The organism is Kitasatospora sp. NPDC029312, assembly GCF_055569215.1.
The window spans coordinates 43,688-64,277 of sequence record NZ_JBVHXY010000010.1; the positions used below are offsets into that span (position 1 = coordinate 43,688).

At 73.0% G+C, this 20,590-nt stretch carries 14 protein-coding genes and 1 tRNA gene; 9 read left to right on the forward strand and 6 right to left on the reverse strand.

Translation table 11 applies throughout. The annotated features are described in order from the left end of the window. Nucleotide 1 precedes the first annotated feature (1 nt). From ACZ4WV_RS11070 to ACZ4WV_RS11080, 3 genes are all read right to left on the reverse strand, one after another. Nucleotides 2-1,267, reverse strand: a complete 1,266-nt coding sequence (locus ACZ4WV_RS11070; RefSeq protein ID WP_465745093.1) for an HTTM domain-containing protein — start codon at nucleotides 1,265-1,267, stop codon at nucleotides 2-4. Continuing rightward, a complete protein-coding gene (locus ACZ4WV_RS11075) occupies nucleotides 1,264-2,019 on the reverse strand; it encodes a DUF5819 family protein (protein ID WP_465745095.1) in 756 nt (251 codons plus the stop codon). Before ACZ4WV_RS11075 ends, ACZ4WV_RS11070 begins: the two co-directional genes overlap by 4 nt. An 83-nt stretch (nucleotides 2,020-2,102) precedes the next feature. After that, nucleotides 2,103-3,362, reverse strand: coding sequence for a rhodanese-like domain-containing protein (locus tag ACZ4WV_RS11080; protein WP_465745097.1), 1,260 nt, complete (start codon nucleotides 3,360-3,362; stop codon nucleotides 2,103-2,105). 276 nt (nucleotides 3,363-3,638) lie between these two features. On the opposite strand from ACZ4WV_RS11080, the gene ACZ4WV_RS11085 reads away from it, so the two are divergent. Continuing rightward, nucleotides 3,639-6,461 (forward strand): ATP-binding SpoIIE family protein phosphatase, encoded by a 2,823-nt coding sequence (locus ACZ4WV_RS11085; protein WP_465745099.1) that lies wholly within the window; start codon nucleotides 3,639-3,641, stop codon nucleotides 6,459-6,461. Nucleotides 6,462-6,491: 30 nt separating this feature from the next. Here the strand turns inward: ACZ4WV_RS11085 and ACZ4WV_RS11090 are convergent, their stop codons facing one another. Continuing rightward, nucleotides 6,492-7,295 carry a hypothetical protein gene (locus ACZ4WV_RS11090; RefSeq protein WP_465745101.1) on the reverse strand — a complete coding sequence of 268 codons (804 nt, stop codon included), beginning with the start codon at nucleotides 7,293-7,295 and terminating at the stop codon, nucleotides 6,492-6,494. A gap of 169 nt (nucleotides 7,296-7,464) precedes the next feature. Further along, the gene (locus tag ACZ4WV_RS11095; protein ID WP_465745103.1) at nucleotides 7,465-9,294 is read right to left on the reverse strand and encodes a phosphatidylglycerol lysyltransferase domain-containing protein; all 1,830 of its coding nucleotides are present in this window, start codon (nucleotides 9,292-9,294) and stop codon (nucleotides 7,465-7,467) included. Nucleotides 9,295-9,645: 351 nt separating this feature from the next. Between ACZ4WV_RS11095 and ACZ4WV_RS11100 the strand changes: the two genes are divergently transcribed. Further along, entirely contained in the window at nucleotides 9,646-10,296 is a 651-nt protein-coding gene (locus tag ACZ4WV_RS11100; protein ID WP_350739515.1) for a response regulator transcription factor, read from the forward strand. Beyond that, nucleotides 10,293-11,441 carry a sensor histidine kinase gene (locus tag ACZ4WV_RS11105; protein WP_465745105.1) on the forward strand — a complete coding sequence of 383 codons (1,149 nt, stop codon included), beginning with the start codon at nucleotides 10,293-10,295 and terminating at the stop codon, nucleotides 11,439-11,441. The genes ACZ4WV_RS11100 and ACZ4WV_RS11105 overlap by 4 nt, the downstream gene beginning before the upstream one ends. Nucleotides 11,442-11,521: 80 nt before the next feature. Here ACZ4WV_RS11105 and ACZ4WV_RS11110 read toward each other — a convergent pair. Continuing rightward, nucleotides 11,522-11,605: transfer RNA gene (locus ACZ4WV_RS11110), tRNA-Leu, on the reverse strand. A 433-nt stretch (nucleotides 11,606-12,038) separates the two neighbouring features. Here ACZ4WV_RS11110 and ACZ4WV_RS11115 point away from each other — a divergent pair. The 6 genes from ACZ4WV_RS11115 (at nucleotide 12,039) to pknB (ending at nucleotide 20,576) form a co-directional block, all read left to right on the forward strand. Further along, complete coding sequence (locus ACZ4WV_RS11115; RefSeq protein ID WP_465745107.1) at nucleotides 12,039-12,890, forward strand: FhaA domain-containing protein; 852 nt, start codon at nucleotides 12,039-12,041, stop codon at nucleotides 12,888-12,890. Between the two features lie 46 nt (nucleotides 12,891-12,936). Continuing rightward, nucleotides 12,937-13,473 carry an FHA domain-containing protein FhaB/FipA gene (locus tag ACZ4WV_RS11120; RefSeq protein WP_465745109.1) on the forward strand — a complete coding sequence of 179 codons (537 nt, stop codon included), beginning with the start codon at nucleotides 12,937-12,939 and terminating at the stop codon, nucleotides 13,471-13,473. Nucleotides 13,474-13,526: 53 nt separating this feature from the next. Then, nucleotides 13,527-15,215 (forward strand): PP2C family protein-serine/threonine phosphatase, encoded by a 1,689-nt coding sequence (locus ACZ4WV_RS11125; RefSeq protein WP_465745111.1) that lies wholly within the window; start codon nucleotides 13,527-13,529, stop codon nucleotides 15,213-15,215. A gap of 136 nt (nucleotides 15,216-15,351) precedes the next feature. Further along, nucleotides 15,352-16,755: an FtsW/RodA/SpoVE family cell cycle protein gene (locus ACZ4WV_RS11130; protein ID WP_465745294.1), complete on the forward strand. Its 1,404-nt coding sequence runs from the start codon at nucleotides 15,352-15,354 to the stop codon at nucleotides 16,753-16,755. Continuing rightward, complete coding sequence (locus ACZ4WV_RS11135; RefSeq protein ID WP_465745114.1) at nucleotides 16,752-18,203, forward strand: peptidoglycan D,D-transpeptidase FtsI family protein; 1,452 nt, start codon at nucleotides 16,752-16,754, stop codon at nucleotides 18,201-18,203. Before ACZ4WV_RS11130 ends, ACZ4WV_RS11135 begins: the two co-directional genes overlap by 4 nt. A gap of 261 nt (nucleotides 18,204-18,464) precedes the next feature. Beyond that, on the forward strand, nucleotides 18,465-20,576 hold the full coding sequence (pknB, locus tag ACZ4WV_RS11140; protein ID WP_465745116.1) for a Stk1 family PASTA domain-containing Ser/Thr kinase: 2,112 nt from the start codon (nucleotides 18,465-18,467) through the stop codon (nucleotides 20,574-20,576). Nucleotides 20,577-20,590: the final 14 nt, after the last annotated feature.

The following is a 20,590-nucleotide window of genomic DNA, read 5'->3' on the forward strand; positions in this document are numbered from 1 at the left end:
CCTAGGCGGCGGAACCCCGACCGTTTCGTCCGATGCGCCCGATGCATCGGACGCGCCCCAGCCCGGCCGCCACCCGGAGCAGGACACCGGTCGGCAGGAACACCGCGTCCGCGGCGACCATCGCGAGCGAGAACACCGGCAGCCCGAGCACCACCGCGATCCCCAGGTGCTCGGCCATCATCACCGCCAGCAGCACGTTCTTGACCCGCCGGTTGAGCAGCGTGAACGGGAAGGCGACCTGCAGGACCACGGTGCCGTACGAGACCAGGAACACCGGCAGCAGCGCCGATCCGATCAGCGCCGACAGCCCCGGCCAGGGGGTGAAGTAGTCCAGGTGCAGCGGGTAGTACAGCGCGGTGCCGTCCTGCCAGCGCGAGCCCTGCACCTTGTACCAGCCGGCCGTCGCGTAGATCAGCGCCACTTCGGCCGCGATCACCAGCATCGCGCAGTTGTGCACCATGGTGGCCAGCGCGTCGAGCACCGCCCGCAGCTCGCCCTCCGGCCGCAGCCGGCCGAGCACCCACCAGAGCCCGGCCACCGCCCAGAGCCCCCAGAACAGCGGCGACCAGCCCAGGTGGGGGAAGGCCGGGGCGGTCCAGGTCAGGCTGTCGCCGGCGAAGCCGCCGAACTGGCAGACCGCCAGCACCGCGCCGAGCAGCCCCCAGAGCCCCACCCCGGGCCACTCCCGCCCCGACCACCCGGCTCGCCGGAGCCGCCGGAGCCGCCGCGCGTCCAGCGACCACACCTCGGCGCACCGGGTGAAGACCAGGTACACCGCCATCAGGTGGACGACGTTGTCCCCGCCGTCGCCGAGGAAGACGCTGCGGTTCTGCAGCGACAGCACCGTGACCATGAACAGCACCGTGGCCGCCCTGGTCCGCCAGCCCAGCAGCACCGCCAGGGCGGCCAGCACCGCCAGGTGGTAGACCAACTCGGACCAGAGCCGGCCGCCGAACCAGGGCAGCACGCTGAACGCCCCGTTGTCGGCGAGCAGCCGCTCCGCCAGCTCCATCGACCACGGCGAGCGGTCGCCGTACAGCACCCGCCGGTTCGGCCACTCGCGCAGCAGGTAGGCGAGCTGGACCAGGCCGAAGCCGATCCGGATCACCGCGGCCTGGTGCCGGCCCAGCACCCGCCCGGTGAACGCCTCCATCGCCCGCCCGAACACCGCCACCGGGCCCTTCGGCGGCACCACGGAGGCGGGCGGCGGCCCGGCCTGCCGCGGGATGCCGTCCAGCGGACGCTCCGCGGCCCGCACCTCGTTCACCCGAGCCCCCGGTAGTCCTCGTCCCCGACCGGCCACCACGGCAGCTCCCGCACCTTGGGCGCGGGCGGCGGGGCCTCGCCGCTCCAGGACGGCGGCGGGACGGTGGCCGAGGTCACCCGGAACTCGATCTCCAGCACCCGTTCGCCGTCCACCTCCCTCCCGATCCGTTGCAGCGCCACCCGCTTGAGGTACTGCTCGGCGAGCCGGCCGCGCGCGTCGGTCCGCTTTCCGTCCTGGTCGTGCGAGCCGTCGTAGAAGTCCCAGGCGCGGCGCAGCAGGTTCTGGTCGACGTGACTGGGCGCCGGGTTGCCCCGGATCGCGGCGATGTCCTGGGCGGTCAGCCCGATCCAGTCGCGGGTGCGGGTGGCGCCGCCGTCGGCGACGGTGCGCACCCTGGCGTCCACGCTGATGTTCTGCTGCAGCGGGTTGGGGGCGAACAGCTTCCAGTTCTGCTCGAACTCCGGGTACACCACGCCGTCGACCTCGTCCCGGTACTGCCGGGAGAGCGAGTTGGCGGGCGCGACGTGCAGGAACACGGCGGCCAGGAACAGCCCGGTGCCCCCCGCCAGCACCGCCGCGGCGAGCCCGAGGACGAGCTGCGCGGGCTTGGACCAGACCCTGCCCGGGCCTTCGGCCGGAAGGCCCGGGGGACCGGGGGGACCCGGGAGACCCGGCAAGTCCGGCCGGCCCGGCAAGCCCGGGAGGCCCGGACGCTGCGCCGCGGAGGAGTGCCCGTCCGTGGTCTCCGTCATGGCCTCCCCCGCCCGACCGGCGCGCCGCCGGCCCGTACCGGCGCGTCGCGCCGCCCCATCCTGCCCCAGGACGCCGGTGCGGCCTACAGGACGAAGGCCGCCTGGCCGGTGCTGCTGACCATCGGACGGCCCGCGCTCTCCCAGGCGTACATCCCGCCGTCCACGTTCACCGCGTCCCGGCCCTGCTGGACGAGGTACTGGACGACCTGCGCGGAGCGGCCGCCGACCCGGCAGAGCACGTACAGCCTGGTGTCGGGCAGCTCATCGATCCGGGCGATCACCTCGCCGATCGGGATGTGCAGCGCGCCCTCCACGTGGCCGGCGGCCCACTCGTCCAGCTCGCGCACGTCCAGCAGGGCGGCGTCGGCGGGGACGGAGGCGGCGTCGGTGCTGGGGATCTGCGCGAACATCGTGGGGCTCTCCTGAGGGGGGTGAATCCCGGCCGAAGGCTGGGGGGAGGTCGGGTCCGGGCCATTGTCGCCCACCGGTACCGGTCCGCGGGCGCCGAGCAGCCGCTCCAGCTCGGTCTGCTGGGCGGCCGCCTTGGCGAGCAGTTCCTCGGCGAGCTGTTCCAGCAGCCCGTCCGGGTCCTGCGGGGCGAGCGCGAGGAGCTGGCCCATCGGGGTCCGCTCCAGCCGGACCTGCTCGGCGGCGGTCGCGGCGATCCTGGCGGTCAGCCAGTCCAGTCGGCGGCGCAGCCAGTCCAGGCGGTCGGGGGAGTCGAGGGCGGGGGCGGCCTCCGGCGCGGTGGACCACTCGGCGGCCAGGCCCTCCAGCGCGGCGGCGTCCCCGTACGCGTAAGCCTCGTTGACCCGGACCAGGAAGGCGGCCCGGCGCTGCTGCTCGGCCGGGTCGGTGCTCAGGTCGGGGTGGGCGCGGCGGACCAGCTCGCGGTAGATCCGCTGGGCCTCCTTGCCCGGCTTCACCCGGGCCGGCGCGGCCGGCGGCGGGGCGGCCTCGGCCGACTCCTCGCCGGGCTCGCCCGCGGGGCCCTCGGCGGCAGCCTCCTCCCGGGCCGCCCGGCCCGCCCGGACCGAGTCGAACAGCGCGTCCAGGTCCGGCAGCTCCTCGACCCGCTGCCGCGCCTCGGCGGCCCGTCGGACGTCCTCGGGCCGCCCGGTGCGGGCCGCGACGGCCTCGGCGACCAGCGCGTCCAGCTCGTCCAGCCGGGCGTAGAGCGGGCCGAGCAGTTGGTGGTGGATCAGGGCGAAGTTGTCGATCTCGACCCGCAGCGTCTGCACGTCCACGTCCATGCTGAGCCAGGCGAGTTCGGCCGCGGCGACCTGCTCCTCCAGCTCCTGCTGCTCCGGGTCCGTCCAGCGTACGGGGCTCTGCGCGCTCACTTCTCGCTCTGTCTCCTCCGGCCGGCGGGGTCCTGCGGAACCGCCGCGAGGCGGCCCGGCCTGCCACCCTACCGTCGCGCGGGCAAGCCCCGTCCGGGTGAAGCGGCGGTACGAACCGGCGCGCGGCACCCGACACGCAACCGATCCTGATGAATCTCCCCGTTTCGGTGTCGGGCCCGGCCCGGTCCGTGCTTCGCTGGTACCCGCACAGCGTGCCTTCCTCCGGAGAGACGGCCGCCTCGAGGCGCGGCGGCCAGGCGGGAGCAGACCGAATCCATGGTGGCCGAGTCCAACTCCACACCGCGTTCGGCGGGCGCCGAGACCTCGCCGGGTGATCCCCCGGGCGGGGTGGCCGCCCTGGTCCGGCTCGCCCTCGTCGTGGTCGACCGGGCCGGACGGATCGCCCAGTGGAGCCGGGCCGCCGAGGAGCTGTTCGGACACCGCGCCGACGCCGCCACCGACCGCCCCGCCTCCGGCCTGCTGCCCGCCCTGGAGTCCCGGGTGGTGGGCCGCTGCGCCGTGCGGCGCCGCTGCGACGCCTTCGACACCCTGGCCGAGCTGACCGCCGACGGCCGCCCGTGGGCCGGCCGGCTGACCGTGCACGACCGCGAGGAGCACCAGCGCGACGTGCTCTGGTGGGCCTATCCGGTGCCCGGCCCGTCCGGCGGGCTGCTCGCCCTGGCCGCCGACGCCCGTCCGCTGCGCACCACCGGCCCGCGGCTCGCCCTCGGCGAGCGGCTGCTGCCGTTCTCCGCCGCGCCCGCCGCCCGGGGCGGCTTCCACGGGCTGACCGCGACGCTCACCCCGGCCGTCGGCGGGTTGCCCGAGCCGCTGGCCCGGCTGCTGCCCGCCGCCCACCGCGCGCGGCTGCTGGAGGCGGTGGCCCAGGGCGGGCTGCCCGCCCTGCGGCTGGACCAGGCCACCGTGCTGCCGGTGCTGCCCTCCGACCCGCAGACCGGCACCGCGCACGCGGCCGCCGGCCTCGGCCGCCGCTACCCGACGCCCCAGCAGCGCGCCGCCCGGCTCGGTCCGCCGCCGCAGTCCGAGCAGTCCGCGCCGGGCCGCCGCCCGTCCGGCCCGCTGCCCGTCCAGCGCGAGGCCGCCGCACCCGGACAGCGGGAGCCGTACGAGCGGCCTCAACAGCTTGAACAGCTTGAACCGCCCGAACGGCTCGAGCAGCCCGCACCGGCCCAGCGCCCCGCCGCGGTCGGCGGCCGGACCGCCGGCGCCCCGTCCTTCCCTCCCCCGGCCACCGGCCGACCGGGACCCCCGCCCACCGGAGGAGGCGTCACCATCGAGCAGCAGGCCGCCGTCGAGCCGTCCGCCGACGGCCTCCCGCCCCGCCGCACCGGGCAGGCCCCGCCCGGCGCCGTCCCCGCCCCCGCCGGTGCCGAGTGCTCCGCGGGCGGCCGCCTGGGCCCGTTCCTCACCAACGGGCAGGCCGGCGAACAGCTGGCCCTGCTGAACGAGGTCGGCGGCAAGGTCGGCACCACCCTGGACCTCGGCTTCACCGCCCGCGAGCTGTGCCAGGTGCTGGTCCCCCGGGTCGCCGACTTCGCCTGCGTGGACCTGGTGGACGGGCTGATCTCGGACTCGGAGCTGCCGGTCGCCCGGCCGGACGACGACACCATGCTGCGCCGGGTCGCCCTGGTCTTCAACGAGACCGGCGGCGCCTGGGACCACGTGCTCTCCGAGGGCTCGCTGGTCAGCATGCCCCGCCGGACCCCGCCCGGGATGGCCCTGCAGCTGAACCAGCCGGTGCTGGTCCCGGTGATCAGCGACGACGTCGCGGTGGACTACGCGATCGCGCTCGGCAGCGCCCGGCTGGCCCCGGTGGTCTCCGGCCGGTCGATGCTGGTGGTGCCGCTGTCCGCCCGCGGCACCGTCCTGGGCATCTTGAAGCTGCTCCGGCTGCCGGACCGCGCCCCCTTCGACGAGAGCGACGCCGCCACCCTCAAGGAGCTGGCGGTGCGGGCCGCGCTGTCGCTGGACAACGCCCGGCTGCACCGCGCCGAGGCCCGGGTCGCCACCACCCTCCAGCGCTCGATGATCCCGACCCGCCCGCCGCAGATCCCGGGCGTGCAGATCGCCCACCGCTACCTGCCGGGCGACCCGAAGGCCGAGGTCGGCGGCGACTGGTTCGACGCGATCCAGCTGCCCGGCAGCCGGGTCGCCCTGGTGGTCGGCGACGTGATGGGCCACGGCATCCACTCGGCCGCCGCGATGGGCCGCTTCCGCACCGCGATGCAGACCCTCGCCGCCCTCGACCTCCCGCCCGGCCAGCTGCTGCGCCACCTGGACAACCTGGCCCACAAGCTCGGCGACGACCATCTGGCGACCTGCCTGTACGCGGTCTACGACCCGATCAACCGGACCTGCGAGCTGGCCAGCGCCGGGCACGTCCCGCCCGTCCTGGTGCACCCGGACGGCTCCGGCGAGCTGCTGGAGATCCCGGCCGGCGCGCCGATCGGCGTCGGCGGGGTGCCGTTCGTCGCCAAGACCATCGACGTCTCGGACGGCTCGATGCTGGTGCTGTGCACCGACGGCCTGGTCGAGGTGCGGGGCGGGGACATAGGAGCCGGCCTGGCCGCGCTGTGCGGCAACCTGATCGACCCGCAGCAGAGCCCCGAGCAGGCCTGCGACGAGGTGCTGCGGCGGCTGCACTCGGACGACCGCAAGGACGACGTCGCCCTGCTGGTCGCCCGCTTCGACGGCGTAGCCCCCTCCGAGGTGGCCACCTGGGACCTCACGGTGGACCACCGCGAGGTCCGCCGGGCCCGCTCCCTGGTGCGCGAGCAGCTGTCCGCCTGGCACCTGGAGGCGCTCAGCGACACCACCGAGCTGCTGGTCAGCGAGCTGGTCACGAACGCCGTCCGGGTCGCCCGGGACACCGTCCAGCTCCAGCTGATCCGGGTCGACAAGCTGCTGGTCGAGGTCAGCGACGACAACCACAACCTGCCCTCGCTGGAGCCGGCCGAGCAGCTCGGCGAGACCGGCCGCGGCCTCACCCTGGTCACCAAGCTCGCCGAACGCTGGGGCACCGCCCGCAAGGCCGTGGGCAAGGTCGTCTGGTTCGAGCTCCCGCTACCCCGCTCCTGACGGCCGCCGCCCCCCCGGCGAGCGGTCGGCTCACGGGATGACGGCCCCCGCCGAGCCACGCCGCCCGGCCTCCACCGCGACCTCCCGGGACGCGACCGCGGCCACCGAGGTGGCCGCGCCCACCCCGGCCAGCACCCGGGGCCAGAAGTCGCCGAAGACCTCGACCGAGACGGCGATCAGCAGCGCGGTGATCACCGCGACCACGTGCTCCAGACCGGCCAGGTTCGGCAGCACGACCGCCTCACCGACCATCAGCGCCACCACCAGCGCGGCGGTGAACCAGGCCCGGCAGCGGAACGCGATGCAGATCGCCAGCGCCACCACCGCGGCCGACGGCCCGGTGTCCCGCACGTAGGCCACCCACTTCGGGAAGCCGAACAGGTGGCCCGGCCCGACCGCCACCCCGACCCGGGCGAACAGCGTGCCCGTCAGGGTGCACGCGTAGGCGACCACCAGGGTCATCCGCCGGCCGAGCACCACCTCGGCGATCGCGAAGACCACGAACACCTGGGCCAGCGCCCCCCACACCGGCAGGTCCAGGGCCGGCACGTACAACGACAGCGGTGTCCGCAGCAGCGAGACCTCCAGCGGCAGCGCCGCCCGCACCACCCCGATGTTGTTGACGAAACGCTCACCGCCCGGCAGGTGCTGGACGACGCTGAACAGCAGGATCAGAAACGTCGCCGCGGTGGCCAGCGGAAACGCGGCGAACTTCTTTCGCGCCACCGCGTCCCGGACCATCGCGTACAGCGTTCCCCACTCGGCGACAGCGGCCGCACCGGCTAGTGCCAGCGGCCCCTTCCGCACGCCCCCCGCGTGGGTCCTGTGATTCACAACCGTTTCTCCTGAATCCCCGAGATTCTCGACTACTCCAACATTAGAAGCCGGTTAACAAAGGCACATCGGCATGGATGGGGATCGAGGTCATCCTCAGGGGGGAGAACCATCCCCCCACCGGATCCCCCATCCGACCGAGTGGCCCCCTCCGCCCCCCGACGGAGGGCTACCCCTTCCCGTCCCGCGCCGCCACCGGCGCCCGGGAGGCCGCCACGGCGGTCCCGGAATGCCGGCGGCGGAACAGTGCGGGCAAGCTCGGCGCGACGATGAATCCCTCGGCCCGCGCGCTCGCGATGCCGATCCGGGGAATCTCGCTGCTCTTCTCGAAGAGCAGGTAGCGCGGCTCCCAGATCGGCCGGTACTTGGCGTTCGCGCGGTACAGCGACTCGATCTGCCACCAGCGGGAGAAGAACCCGAGGACGGAACGCCACAGCCGCAGCACCGGGCCCGCGCCCAGCCGCGAACCGCGCTCGAAGACCGAGCGGAACATCGCGAAGTTCAACGAGACCCGCTTCAGCCCCACCTCCTCGGCGCGCTGCAGCAGCTCGATCACCATGAATTCCATCAGGCCGTTCTCGGTGTCCCTGGCCCGGCGCATCAGGTCGAGCGAGAGCCCGTCCGGGCCCCACGGGACGAAGCTCAGCAGCGCCGCGAGCTCGCCGCTGCCGTCGTGGCACTCCAGCATCACGCAGCGGCCGTCGGCCGGGTCGCCGAGCCGGCCCAGCGCCATCGAGAAACCGCGCTCGGTCGCGCCGTCGCGCCACTCGTCTGCCTTGGCCACCAGCTGCGCCATCTCCTCCTCGGAGATGGACTCGTGGCGGCGGATCCGGACCGTGTACCCGGCCCGCTTGACCCGGTTGTACGCCTGCCGCACCACCCGCATCGCGCGGCCGTCCAGTGAGAACTCGTCGAGCTCGACGATCGCCTCGTCGCCCAGCTCCAGCGCGTCCAGCCCGTGCCGGGCGTAGATCACGCCGGCCTCCTCGGAGGCGCCCATCACGGCCGGCGCCCAGGCGTGCTCGCGGGCCTCGGACAGCCACGCGTCGATCGCCCCCGGCCAGGCCTCCGGGTCGCCGATCGGGTCGCCCGAGGCGAGCGAGACGCCGCCGATCACCCGGTAGGTCACGGCCGCCTTGCCGCTGGGGGAGAAGACCACCGCCTTGTCCCGGCGCAGCGCGAAGTAGCCCAGCGAGTCCCGCTCGCCCTGCTTGTCCAGCAGCGCCCGCAGCCTCGCCTCGTCCTCCGGGGTGAGCAGTTCCTTGCCGCGCGGGCTGCGGAAGGCCACGTACAGCACCAGCAGGAAGAGCACCGCGCCCATCGCGTTGATGACGGCGTTCACCCAGGTCGGCGCGGAGATCACCGAGCGCAGGTGCTCGGACGGCGTGATGGTGATCATCCGGCCGACCGAGTAGCGGAAGAGGTCCCAGAACTGCGCGCCGCTCAGCTCGTTGGTCAGCCAGACCAGCAGGGCGCCGAGCACCCCGCCGAACACCAGCCCGCCGACGAAGGTGGCCGCCGCGGTCATCGGGTTGGAGCGGTCGCCCTTGGACGTGAACTCCTTGCGCCCGATCAGCAGCGCCAGCACGAACAGGCAGGTCAGCACGGTGGAGACGTAGTTGAGCGGGTGCCGGTGGAACCGCTCGTCGGGCAGCACCATGGCCGCCAGGTAGAGCAGCGCGAACACGCCGCCGAGCGCCGTGTTGAAGATCCACGCGGCCCGCTTGCGGCGCCGCATCGCGATGGCGAGGAACACCGACAGCACCGCGGCCGCCAGGCCCGAGGTCATCAGGTACGGGGTGAAGTACTCACCCTCGTTGTGCTCCGTGACCTGGTTGCCCCACGGCACCAGCAGCACGGTGGCGAGGTTCAGCACCGCCAGCAGGCGCAGGTACCAGACCGAGGCCACGGCGGCCCTCGGCCGCCAGCGCTCGAGCAGCCCGGCGGGCCGGGGCTCGGCGGTCGCGGCGGACGGCTCCGGCTTCACAGTGGACGACACAGCTCAATTCCAAACGATCAGATGGTGGGGCGCATCCGCAACACGGCCCGGCGCCGGGCGCCCGCACGGGCCCGACGGACTGACCGGCCGCCCCCGCCCACCGGCCGCCCACGGGGAGAGCGGTAGGCCGGAAAAAGGCAGCCAACTCCATGGTTGCCCACCGTTCCTGAGAATTACGTGAACCGGGTAGCGGATTCCCACCCCCGCCGAACGGCGGGGGTCGGGAACCCCCCATGCGTTCGGCACCCCACTGCCCCTACCCCTACTCTCGAAGCTCGAAGGGACCCACGCGGACCGCCCCGACCCGGCCGCCCGAACCGAGGAGGCACCATCACCACCACCCGCGTGCTGATCGTCGACGACGAGATCCTGGTCCGCTCCGGCCTGGGCCTGATCGTCGGCTCCGCGCCAGACCTCGAGGTGGTCGGCGACTGCTCCGGCGGGCAGGCCGAGGAGCACGTCCAGCGCCTGCGTCCGCACGTGGTGCTGCTCGACATCCGGATGCCGGACCTCGACGGCATCTCCGTGCTGCGCCGCCTGCGCGCCCTGCCCGACCCGCCCGCCGTGGCGATGCTCACCACCTTCGACACCGACGAGTACATCGGCACCGCGCTGCGGGCCGGCGCGGCCGGCTTCCTGCTCAAGGACACCGCGCCGGAGCAGCTGGTGCACGCCGTCCGGGTGCTCGCGGCCGGCGGCAACATCCTCTCCCCGACCGTCACCCGCACCGTGATCGGCGGCTACGTGGACGGCGGCGGCCCGGACGCCGAGGCCACCGCGCTGGCCCGCACCCTCACCGGCCGGGAGCTCGACGTGCTCGCCCTGCTCGGCGAGGGCCTGTCCAACGCCGAGATCGCCGACCGGCTCTTCCTCGGCACCGGGACGGTCAAGGACCACATCAGCGCGATCCTCGGCAAGCTCGGCGCCGCCAACCGGGTGCAGGCCGCCGTGCTCGCCCACCGCGCTGGCCTGGTGCGGCCCAAACCCGGCGACGGGGCATGACGGCCGTCGACCAGCCGCCGCCCCGTCGGCTGCCGGCCTGGTGCACCGCGCCCTGGCTGATGCTGCTGCTGCCCGTCCTCTACTCCCTGATGGACACCGCGCTGGTGGCCCGGAACGCCACCTGGTGGCAGCTGTCCCTGTCCGCGCTGGCCGCCGTCGCGCTGTTCTGGCGCCGTCGCTTCCCGGTGGCGGTGTTCCTGCTCACCATGCCCGGCAGCTGGGTCGAGTTCATCTGGCTGGCCCCGATCACCGCCGTCTACACGGTGGCCGTCGAACGCCCGCGCCCCCGGCTGCTGATCCCCTGCGGGATCCTCTTCACCCTGGTCTCCTTCTTCCACTGGCCGCTGCCCGACACCTTGATCGACCTGAGCCGGGCCACCGCCCTGGACGCCATCCAGGCCGTGATGCTGGCCGCCGGTCCGGCCGCCACCGGACTGCTCGCCCGCACCCGCCGGGAGCTGGCCGCCCGCCTGGAGGAGCTGACCCGCGGCCAGGAACGGGAGAGCCGGCTGCTCGCCGAGCGGGTGCTGATGAGCGAGCGCGGCCGGCTGGCCCGCGAGATGCACGACGTGGTCTCGCACCAGGTCAGCCTGATCAGCATCCAGGCCGGCGCGCTCCAGGTGAGCACCGCCGACCCAGCCGCCGCGACGGTCGCCCGCACCATCCGCGAGCTGTCCGTCCGGACCCTGGACGAGCTGCGCCAGATGGTCGGGGTGCTGCGCGGCACCGGCGGCCCGCTGCCGGACGCCCCGCTCGCTCCGCAACCGCGGCTGGCGGACCTGCCCCGGCTGGTCGAGGAGAGCGGCCTGACCGCCGAGGCCGAGCTCGACCCCGGCGACCGCCCCTGGCCGGAGGCGGTGGAGCGGGCCGCCTACCGCACCGTCCAGGAGGCGCTCACCAACATCACCAAGTACGCCCCGGCGGCGGTGGTGCACGTGCGGGTGCGGGCCGAGGGCCACCGGCTGCGGGTCGAGATCCGCAACGAGGCGCCGCCGGTCCGCCCGTCGGAGACCCTGCCGGGCGGCGGCCACGGACTGGTCGGCCTGCGCGAGCGGGCCCAGCTGCTCGGCGGCACCCTCACCGCCGGCCCCACCGAGGACGGCGGTTTCGAGGTCCGCGCGGAGCTCCCCGACACCCGCTCCTGACCCGGCCGCCGCCCGGGACGACGAGAAGGCCCCGACAACGAGAAAGCCCCGCAGATCCGAAGATCTGCGGGGCTTCGCTGTGCGCGAGGGGGGAGTTGAACCCCCACGCCCTTTCGGGCACTGGAACCTGAATCCAGCGCGTCTGCCTATTCCGCCACCCGCGCATGGGTGTTGCCTTCTGTGCCGACCTTCCCTCGGAGGTGCTCGGTACCATGTGACCTTCGCACTTCCTCGGTCCGGCTTCCCTTCCGGGCGGCCCTTCCGACGTGGAAAACAGTAGCACGGCCCCGGCGGGAGCTCCGAATCCGTATCCGGGGGAGACCGACCGCATCCGAACGGGTGCGCGACGAACGGATGGACGAAGGAGGGGAACGGCTCCGACCGGCGCACCTGGCGTCCCCTACCCGGAATGCGTCACCCTGTGTGTCCGAGCCCACCCCCGGGCACGACGCGGTCCGGGAACCGTACGGAAGGGCCCGGCGTGGATACGATCAGTACGGAAGTACCGCAAGTAGGCGCGACCGACCCCCCGGAGGAACGCTCCACGGAGGGACGAGGTCGGCAGGCAGGCGAACGAACCCTGGAAGGGGGTGCCCCATGGGGATGCTGAAGAAGTTCGAACAGCGACTGGAGGGTCTCGTCAACGGCACCTTCGCGAAGGTGTTCAAGTCCGAGGTCCAGCCCGTGGAGATCGCCGGTGCCCTGCAGCGCGAGTGCGACAACAACGCGAGCATCTGGAACCGCGACCGCACCGTCGTGCCGAACGACTTCATCGTCGAGCTCAGCCCGCACGACTTCGAGCGGCTCAGCCCCTACTCGGGCCAGCTCGGCACCGAGCTCGCCGGCATGGTCCGCGAGTACGCCGAGGCCCAGCGGTACAGCTTCATGGGCCCGCTCCAGGTGAACCTGGAGAAGGCCGACGACCTGGACACCGGCCTGTACCGGGTGCGCAGCCGCACCCTGGCGGCCGAGGAGCCCCAGCAGTACGCCCCGCCGCAGCCCGGCTACGACCGCCAACCGGCCGCCCCGGCCCCCGGCGCGCCGTGGCAGCAGGGCGGCGCCGGGCAGTACGACGCGCCCCCGCCGCCGGCCGCGCCCCCCGCGGTGCCCCCGGCCCAGCCGGTCGGCGGCAACGTCCGCGCCTTCCCCGGTGCGGGGCACGGCGCCTCGGTCCGCCGCTGGATCGAGGTGAACGGCGCCCGCCACCAGATTTCCGGCGCGGCCTGCGTACTCGGCCGCTCGACCGAGGCGGACGTGCGGATCGACGACCCCGGGGTCTCCCGCAAGCACGCCGAGATCCGACCCGGCACCCCTTCGATGGTGCTCGACCTGGGGTCCACGAACGGCATCGTGGTGGACGGGCAGCACACCCAGCGCGCTACGCTCCGCGACGGCTCCCGAATCGTCGTGGGCTCCACCACCATCGTCTACCGGCAGGTCGAAGGGTAGTGTCCGAGTTGTTCGCGCGCCTCGCTCACCGACTGGCGGGACGGTCATGTCAGAACTGACCCTCACGGTCATGCGGCTGGGCTTCCTCGCCGTGCTGTGGCTGTTCGTCATCGTCGCGATCCAGGTGATCCGCAGCGACCTGTTCGGCACCAAGGTGAACCCCCGCACCTCCCGCCGCGGTGCCGGCGCCGCACCGGGCGCCGCCGCCGCCCCGGCCGCCGGTCGCCAGGCCCCCGCCGGGGGGTCCGCCGCGGGCCAGACCCAGGGCGGCGGCGGCCGCCGCCGGGGCGCTCCGACCCAGCTCGTCGTGGTGCAGGGCTCGCTGGCCGGGACGACCGTCGCGCTGCAGGGCCAGACCATCACGCTGGGCCGCGCGCACGACTCCACCATCGTGCTCGACGACGACTACGCGTCCTCCCGGCATGCCAGGATCTATCCGGATCAGACTGGGCAGTGGACGGTCGAGGATCTAGGCTCCACCAACGGCACCTATCTGGACCGGCAGCGCCTGACCGCGCCCACCCCGCTCCAGCCGGGCACGCCGATCCGTATCGGCAGGACCGTCATCGAACTGCGGAAGTAGTAGCGCATGAGGGCAAGCATCCCGTCCAAGACCCAGAGGGGGGCACAGGTCGCATGACCCTGGTGCTGCGCTTCGCCGCCGGCTCCCACAAGGGACTGATCCGGGAGGGGAACGAGGACTCCGGCTACGCCGGGCCGCGGCTGCTGGCCGTGGCCGACGGCATGGGCGGCGCCGCGGCCGGCGAGGTCGCGTCCTCCGAGGTGCTCGGCTCGATCGTCCGACTGGACGAGGACGTGCCCGGCGCCGACCTGCTGACCCTCCTCGGTGACGCCGTCCAGGGCGCCAACGACCGGCTCCGGCAGATGGTCGAGGAGGACCCGCAGCTGGAGGGCATGGGCTGCACCCTGACCGCCATGCTCTGGACGGGCCAGCGGATGGGCCTGGTGCACGTCGGCGACTCCCGGGCCTACCTGCTGCGCGACGGCTCCCTGGTGCAGATCACCCAGGACCACACCTGGGTGCAGCGCCTGGTCGACGAGGGCCGGATCACGCCCGAGGAGGCCGAGACCCACCCCCAGCGCTCGCTGCTGATGCGGGCCCTGGACGGCCGCGGCCAGGTCGAGCCCGACCTGTCGATCCGCGAGGTCCGGGCCGGCGACCGCTACCTGATCTGCTCCGACGGCCTCTCCGGCCCGGTCAGCCACCAGACCCTCCAGGACACCCTCGGCAGCTTCTACTCCCCCGAGCAGACCGTGCAGGAGCTGATCCAGCTCGCCCTGCGCGGCGGCGGTCCGGACAACATCACCTGCATCGTGGCGGACGTCATCGACGTCGGCGCCACGGACACCATGAGCGGCCAGTTCAACGACGTCCCGGTGGTGGTCGGCGCGGTCGCCGACGCCCCGCCGTCCTCCGCCGCCGCCGACCGCTCGATCGCCGACACCCCCGCCGGCCGTGCCGCGGGCCTCGGCCGCGGCCCCCAGGGCGCCTTCGGCCCGGCCGAGGGCTACCAGGAGGGCTACGGCGCCGGTCCCGGCGGCTTCGGCCCCGCCGAGGGCTACGAGGGCGGGTACGGCTACGGCTCCGCCGAGCCCTCGGTGTACGGCACCGAGGACTTCGACGAGGACCAGCCCGCCAAGCGCAAGCGCCGGGGCCTGACGGTCCCGCTGGCCGTCCTGGTCACGCTCGGGCTGCTCGGCGGCGTCGGGTACTTCGGCTACCAGTGGACCCAGGACCAGTACTACATCGGCGCGGACGGCGACCACGTCGCGCTCTACCAGGGCATCAACCAGAACCTGGCCGGGCTGAGCCTGTCCTCGGTGGACACCAGGTACGCCGACATCCCGCTGAAGTGGCTGCCGCAGGACCAGCTCGCCCACGTGAACAAGACCATCTCCGTCGCCAGCCGCAAGGACGCGGACACGACGGTGCAGGATCTCAAGGGCTGGGCCCAGCTGTGCCAGAAGGTCGCCGGCCTCGCCACCGCGGGGGCCCCGCAGGGCGCCCAGCCGACGCAGCAGGCCCAGGCGACCCAGGCCGCCCAGGCCTCCTTCGTGGCCGCCACCCCGGCCGTCCCGGGCGAGAAGGAGAAGACCCCGCGCGCCCCGGGCGCCGCCGCCCCGACCACCCCGGCCCCGACCACCACGCCGAGCCCGGCCACCCCGGGCACGGCCGTCCCGGGCACGCCCGCCCCGTCGCAGAACGCCACCGCGCCGGCGGCCGGCTCCCCGAGCGAGCAGGCCCAGCCGCCCCAGCTGAGCGACGAGGACCGCAGCCGGGCCGAATCCTGCCCGAAGCAGTGACGTCCGTGATCCGACATAGGTCCCCCCGCAGCGGGCCGGCCGGCCGTCAGGGAGCGGTCACCACGTGAGCAGCTACAACCTGAGCGGCGACACCGGCCGCGCCGGCGGCCGACGCCGGGCGGCGGCCGGCCGTGTCGTGCCCCGCCGCCGCGGCAACACCACCATCTCCCTCCAGGGCGCGCCGAACCGGCGCAACACCGAGCTGGCGCTGCTGGCCTTCGCCGTCCTGCTGCCGATGCTGGCGTACGCCAACGTGGGCCTGGCGATGGACTCCGAGCTGCCCGCCGGGATGCTCGGCTACGGCCTCGGAATGGGCTCGCTGGCGCTGGTCGCCCACCTGCTGGTGCGCCGCTTCGCGCCGTACGCCGACCCGCTGATGCTGCCGATCGCCACCCTGCTGAACGGGCTGGGCGTGGTGATGATCTGGCGGCTCGACAAGGCGGGGAAGCTGCTCAGCGGCAACTTCCCGGCCGCGAAGAACCAGCTGGTCTGGTCGGCCCTCGGGGTCGCGCTGTTCATCGGCGTGATGGTCCTGCTGAAGGACCACCGGGTGCTCCAGCGCTACACCTACATCTCGATGGTGGTGGCGCTGGTCCTGCTCGCCGCGCCGGCCTTCTTCCCGGCCCGGGCGGAGGACTTCGGCGCCAAGATCTGGATCCGGATGGGCAGCTTCTCCATCCAGCCCGGCGAGTTCGCCAAGATCGTCCTGACCGTGTTCTTCTCCGGCTACCTGATGGTCAAGCGGGACGCCCTGGCGCTGGCCAGCCGCCGCTTCATGGGCCTGTACCTGCCGCGCGGCCGCGACCTCGGACCGATCGTCGTCACCTGGCTGCTCAGCCTGCTGATCCTGGTCTTCGAGAACGACCTCGGCACGTCCTTCCTGTTCTTCGGCCTGTTCGTGGTGATGCTCTACGTCGCCACCGAGCGGACCAGCTGGATCCTGTTCGGCCTGCTGATGTCGGTCGGCGGCGCGGTCGCGGTCGCCATGACCACCAGCCACGTGAAGGTCCGCATCGACGCCTGGCTCGACCCGATGGCCGCCTTCTCCCCGAACCCGCCCAAGGGTTCCACCGAGCAGATCGGCCAGTCCCTGATGGCGCTCGGCTCCGGCGGGGTGACCGGCTCGGGGCTGGGCCAGGGCCGCTCCTGGCTGATCAACTTCGCCGCGAAGAGCGACTTCATCCTGGGCTCCTTCGGCGAGGAGCTCGGACTCACCGGGCTGATGGCGATCTTCCTGCTGTACGCCCTGCTGGTGCAGCGCGGCCTGCGCACCGCCATCGCCGCCCGGGACCCGTTCGGCAAGCTGTTCGCCGTCGGCCTCTCCTCGGCGATGGCGCTGCAGGTCTTCGTCGTGGCCGGCGGGGTCACCGGGCTGATCCCGCTGACCGGTATGACCATGCCGTTCCTCGCCCAGGGCGGTTCGTCCGTGGTCGCCAACTGGGCGCTGGTCGCGATCCTGCTGAAGATCAGCGACAGCGCCCGCCGACCCGGGGTCGAACCGGCCCCGGCCACCGAGGGCCAGGGAGGACCCGTCCGATGAACAAGCCGATCCGCCGGGTCTCGATCTTCTGCCTCGTGCTGATCCTGGCCCTGATGGTGCGCACCAACTGGGTGCAGGGCGTCCAGGCCGACGCCCTGGCGACCAACAAGAACAACAAGCGCCAGCTGTACGACCGCTACGCCCACCCGCGCGGCAACATCATCGTCAGCGGCCAGCCGGTGACGAAGTCGGACTTCGTGAACGGCCTGCGCTACAAGTACAAGCGCTCCTGGGTCGACGGCCCGATGTACGCGCCGGTGACGGGCTACTCCTCGCAGGCCTTCGGCTCCAACGGGCTGGAGAACCTGGAGGACGGCGTCCTCTCCGGCACCGACGACCGGCTGTTCTTCCGCAACACCCTGGACATGCTGACCGGCGAGCAGAAGCGCGGCGGCGACGTCGTCACGACCATCAACGCCAAGGTCCAGAAGGCCGCCTTCGACGCCATGGGCGACAAGAAGGGCGCGGTGGTCGCGCTCGACCCGAAGACCGGCGCGATCCTGGCCCTGGTCTCCACCCCGTCCTACGACCCGGGCACCATCGCCGGCAACGACGACACCGACGCCTGGAAGGCCCTCAACGCCGACCCGAACAAGCCGATGGACAACCGGGCGCTGAAGTACACCTATCCGCCCGGCTCGACGTTCAAGCTGGTCACCGCGACCGCCGCGTTCGAGAACGGCATGTTCCAGAGCATCGACGACACCACGTCGACCCCTGAGCCGTATATCCTGCCCGGCACCCAGACCCCGCTGAAGAACGAGAGCCCGAACGAGCGCTGCGAGAACGCCACCGTCAAGTCCGGGCTGGACCAGTCCTGCAACACGGTGTTCGCCAAGATCGGTGCGGACCTGGGCAAGGAGAAGATGCGGGCGCAGGCCGAGAAGTTCGGCTTCAACAGCACCATCGACACCCCGGTCCGGGCCGAGAAGAGCGTCTTCCCGAACAGCGCCAGCCTGGACGGCACCGCCCAGGACTCGATCGGCCAGCACGACACCCGGGCCACCCCGCTGCAGGTCGCCATGGTCTCCGCCGCGATCGCCAACAACGGCAGCCTGATGCAGCCGTACCTGGTCGACTCGGAGCGTTCGGCCTCGCTGACCACCATCTCCAAGCACACCGAGAAGCAGTTCTCCCAGGCGATGAGCCCGGCCACCGCGCAGAAGATGCAGGACCTGATGGTCTCGGTGGTCCAGGACGGCACCGGCAAGAACGCCCAGATCCCGGGGCTGCAGGTCGGCGGCAAGACCGGCACCGCCCAGCACGGCGAGAACAACTCCGCGCTGCCGTACGCCTGGTTCACCTCCTGGGCGAAGACCCCGGACGGCCAGTCGGTCGCGGTCGCGGTCGTGGTCGAGGACGGCTCCGAGAACCGCGACGGCATCAGCGGCGGCCGCCTCGCGGCCCCGATCGCCAAGGCGGTGATGCAGGCCGCCCTCGGCAAGTAGGCCGGCGCCGCCGAGGGTGAGGCGAATGTCACGATCGGCACCCCCTTCCGGATACCGGTCTGGTATCGGCCGACGGCTGACTCCGGTCCGGTGGGGTGCGACCGGTAGCGTATCCGCCAGCAGCGGGTGTGCCCGTTGCCGCCCGCGAGGCCGCGCACGGCCCGACCGGAGAACCGGCCGGAGCGCGCGCGGCGTCACCCAGAGCGTGCGGGGACACCTACGTCACAACCTCACCGGCGGGTGAGGGAGAGGGTCGGAACTATGGAAGAGCCTCGTCGCCTAGGCGGCAGGTACGAGCTCGGCGGCGTCCTCGGGCGCGGCGGCATGGCCGAGGTGTACCTCGCCCATGACACCCGGCTCGGCCGTTCCGTCGCAGTGAAGACGCTCCGGGCCGACATGGCCCGGGATCCGTCGTTCCAGGCCCGGTTCCGCCGCGAGGCACAGTCGGCGGCGTCCCTGAACCACCCCGCGATCGTCGCCGTGTACGACACCGGCGAGGACTACATCGACGGCATCTCCATCCCGTACATCGTGATGGAGTACGTCGAGGGGTCGACGCTGCGCGAGCTGCTGCACTCCGGCCGCCGGCTGCTGCCCGAGCGGGCTCTGGAGATGACCATCGGCATCCTCCAGGCCCTGGAGTACTCGCACCGGGCCGGGATCGTGCACCGGGACATCAAGCCGGCCAACGTGATGCTGACCCGGCAGGGCAACGTCAAGGTGATGGACTTCGGCATCGCCCGCGCGATGGGCGACGCCGGGATGACCATGACCCAGACGTCGGCCGTCATCGGCACCGCCCAGTACCTCTCCCCCGAGCAGGCCAAGGGCGAGCAGGTCGACGCCCGCTCCGACCTGTACTCCACCGGCTGCCTTCTCTACGAGCTGCTGACCGTGCGCCCGCCGTTCATCGGCGACTCCCCCGTCGCGGTGGCCTACCAGCACGTGCGGGAGGAGGCGCAGCCGCCGTCCGTCTTCGACCCCGAGGTGCGCCCCGAGGTCGACGCGATCGTGCTGAAGGCGCTCGCCAAGGACCGCGACTACCGCTACCAGACCGCCGACGAGATGCGCGACGACATCGAGCGCTTCCTCGACGGCCTCCCGGTCGCCGCCGCCCAGCAGGCCGCCGCCTACGGCATGGGTGCCGGATACGGCTACGACCAGAACGGCTACCCGCAGCAGCACGACCCGTACGGCCAGACCAACGTGCTGCCCCAGCAGCCCGGCGGCGGCCCGACCACCGTCCTGCCGCAGACCTCCGGGCAGCCCGGCTACGGGCAGGGCGGCTACCAGGACGACGGCTACGGCCAGACCTACGCCGGTGCCCCGGCCGGCGGCGGCCACGACGGCTACGGCCAGGGCGGCGGCCGGCGCGGCGAGGACCGGCCGAAGAAGAGCAGCACCTCCTGGATCGTGCTGGCGGTGGCCGCCGTGCTGGTCCTGGTCGGCACCTTCTTCGTGGCCCAGGCGATGTTCAGCGACAAGGGCGGCAAGGACACCCCGAAGGTGACCGTGCCGAACCTGGTGGGCAAGAGCCTGGCCGAGGCCAAGACGGCCGCGGGCACCAAGCTCGTGGTGACCGAGGGCGACAAGATCGCCTGCCCGGACGCCAACGTCAAGAAGGACCAGGTCTGCACCCAGAACCCGGCGGCGGGCGGCCAGGCCGCCGAGAACGCCACCGTCACGGTGCAGCTCTCCTCCGGCCCCGCCAAGGCGCAGGTGCCGAACGTGGTCGGCAAGACCAAGGACCAGGCCACCAAGGCGCTCGCCGACGCCGGCTTCACCAACGTCACCACCGAGTACAAGGACGACGACACCGCTCCCCAGGAGACCGTCACCGCCCAGGACCCGCCGGCGAACGGCAACGCCGACCCGACCGCCCCGATCAAGCTGACGGTGTCGCAGGGCAAGTCCAAGCAGACCGTTCCGAACGTGGTGGGCGCGCAGAAGGAGGACGCGCAGTCCCAGCTGCAGAACGCCGGCTTCCAGGTCGACGCCTCCAAGACCACGCCGACCACCGACCCGACCAAGGTCAACACGGTCGCCTCGCAGTCCGTCGCGCCCAACACCAAGGTCCCGGCCGGCACCAAGATCTCGCTGACCGTCTACAAGGCGCCGGACAAGGCGACCGTCCCGCCGCTGCAGAACGTCAAGCTGTCCGACGCCATCACCCAGCTGCAGAAGGCCGGCCTGAGCTACACCGTGGTCGGCCCCCCGGACCCGAACGCGATCGTCCAGATGACCAACCCGGGCGCCGGCAGCCAGCTGGACCCGAACACCCAGGTCCAGCTGTTCACCCGGGCGGCCGATCCGACCAAAGGGGGGGACCCCTTCTCCACACCCCCCAGCCCCAAAGGGGGGAACGACCACTAAGCCCTGGTTCCCCT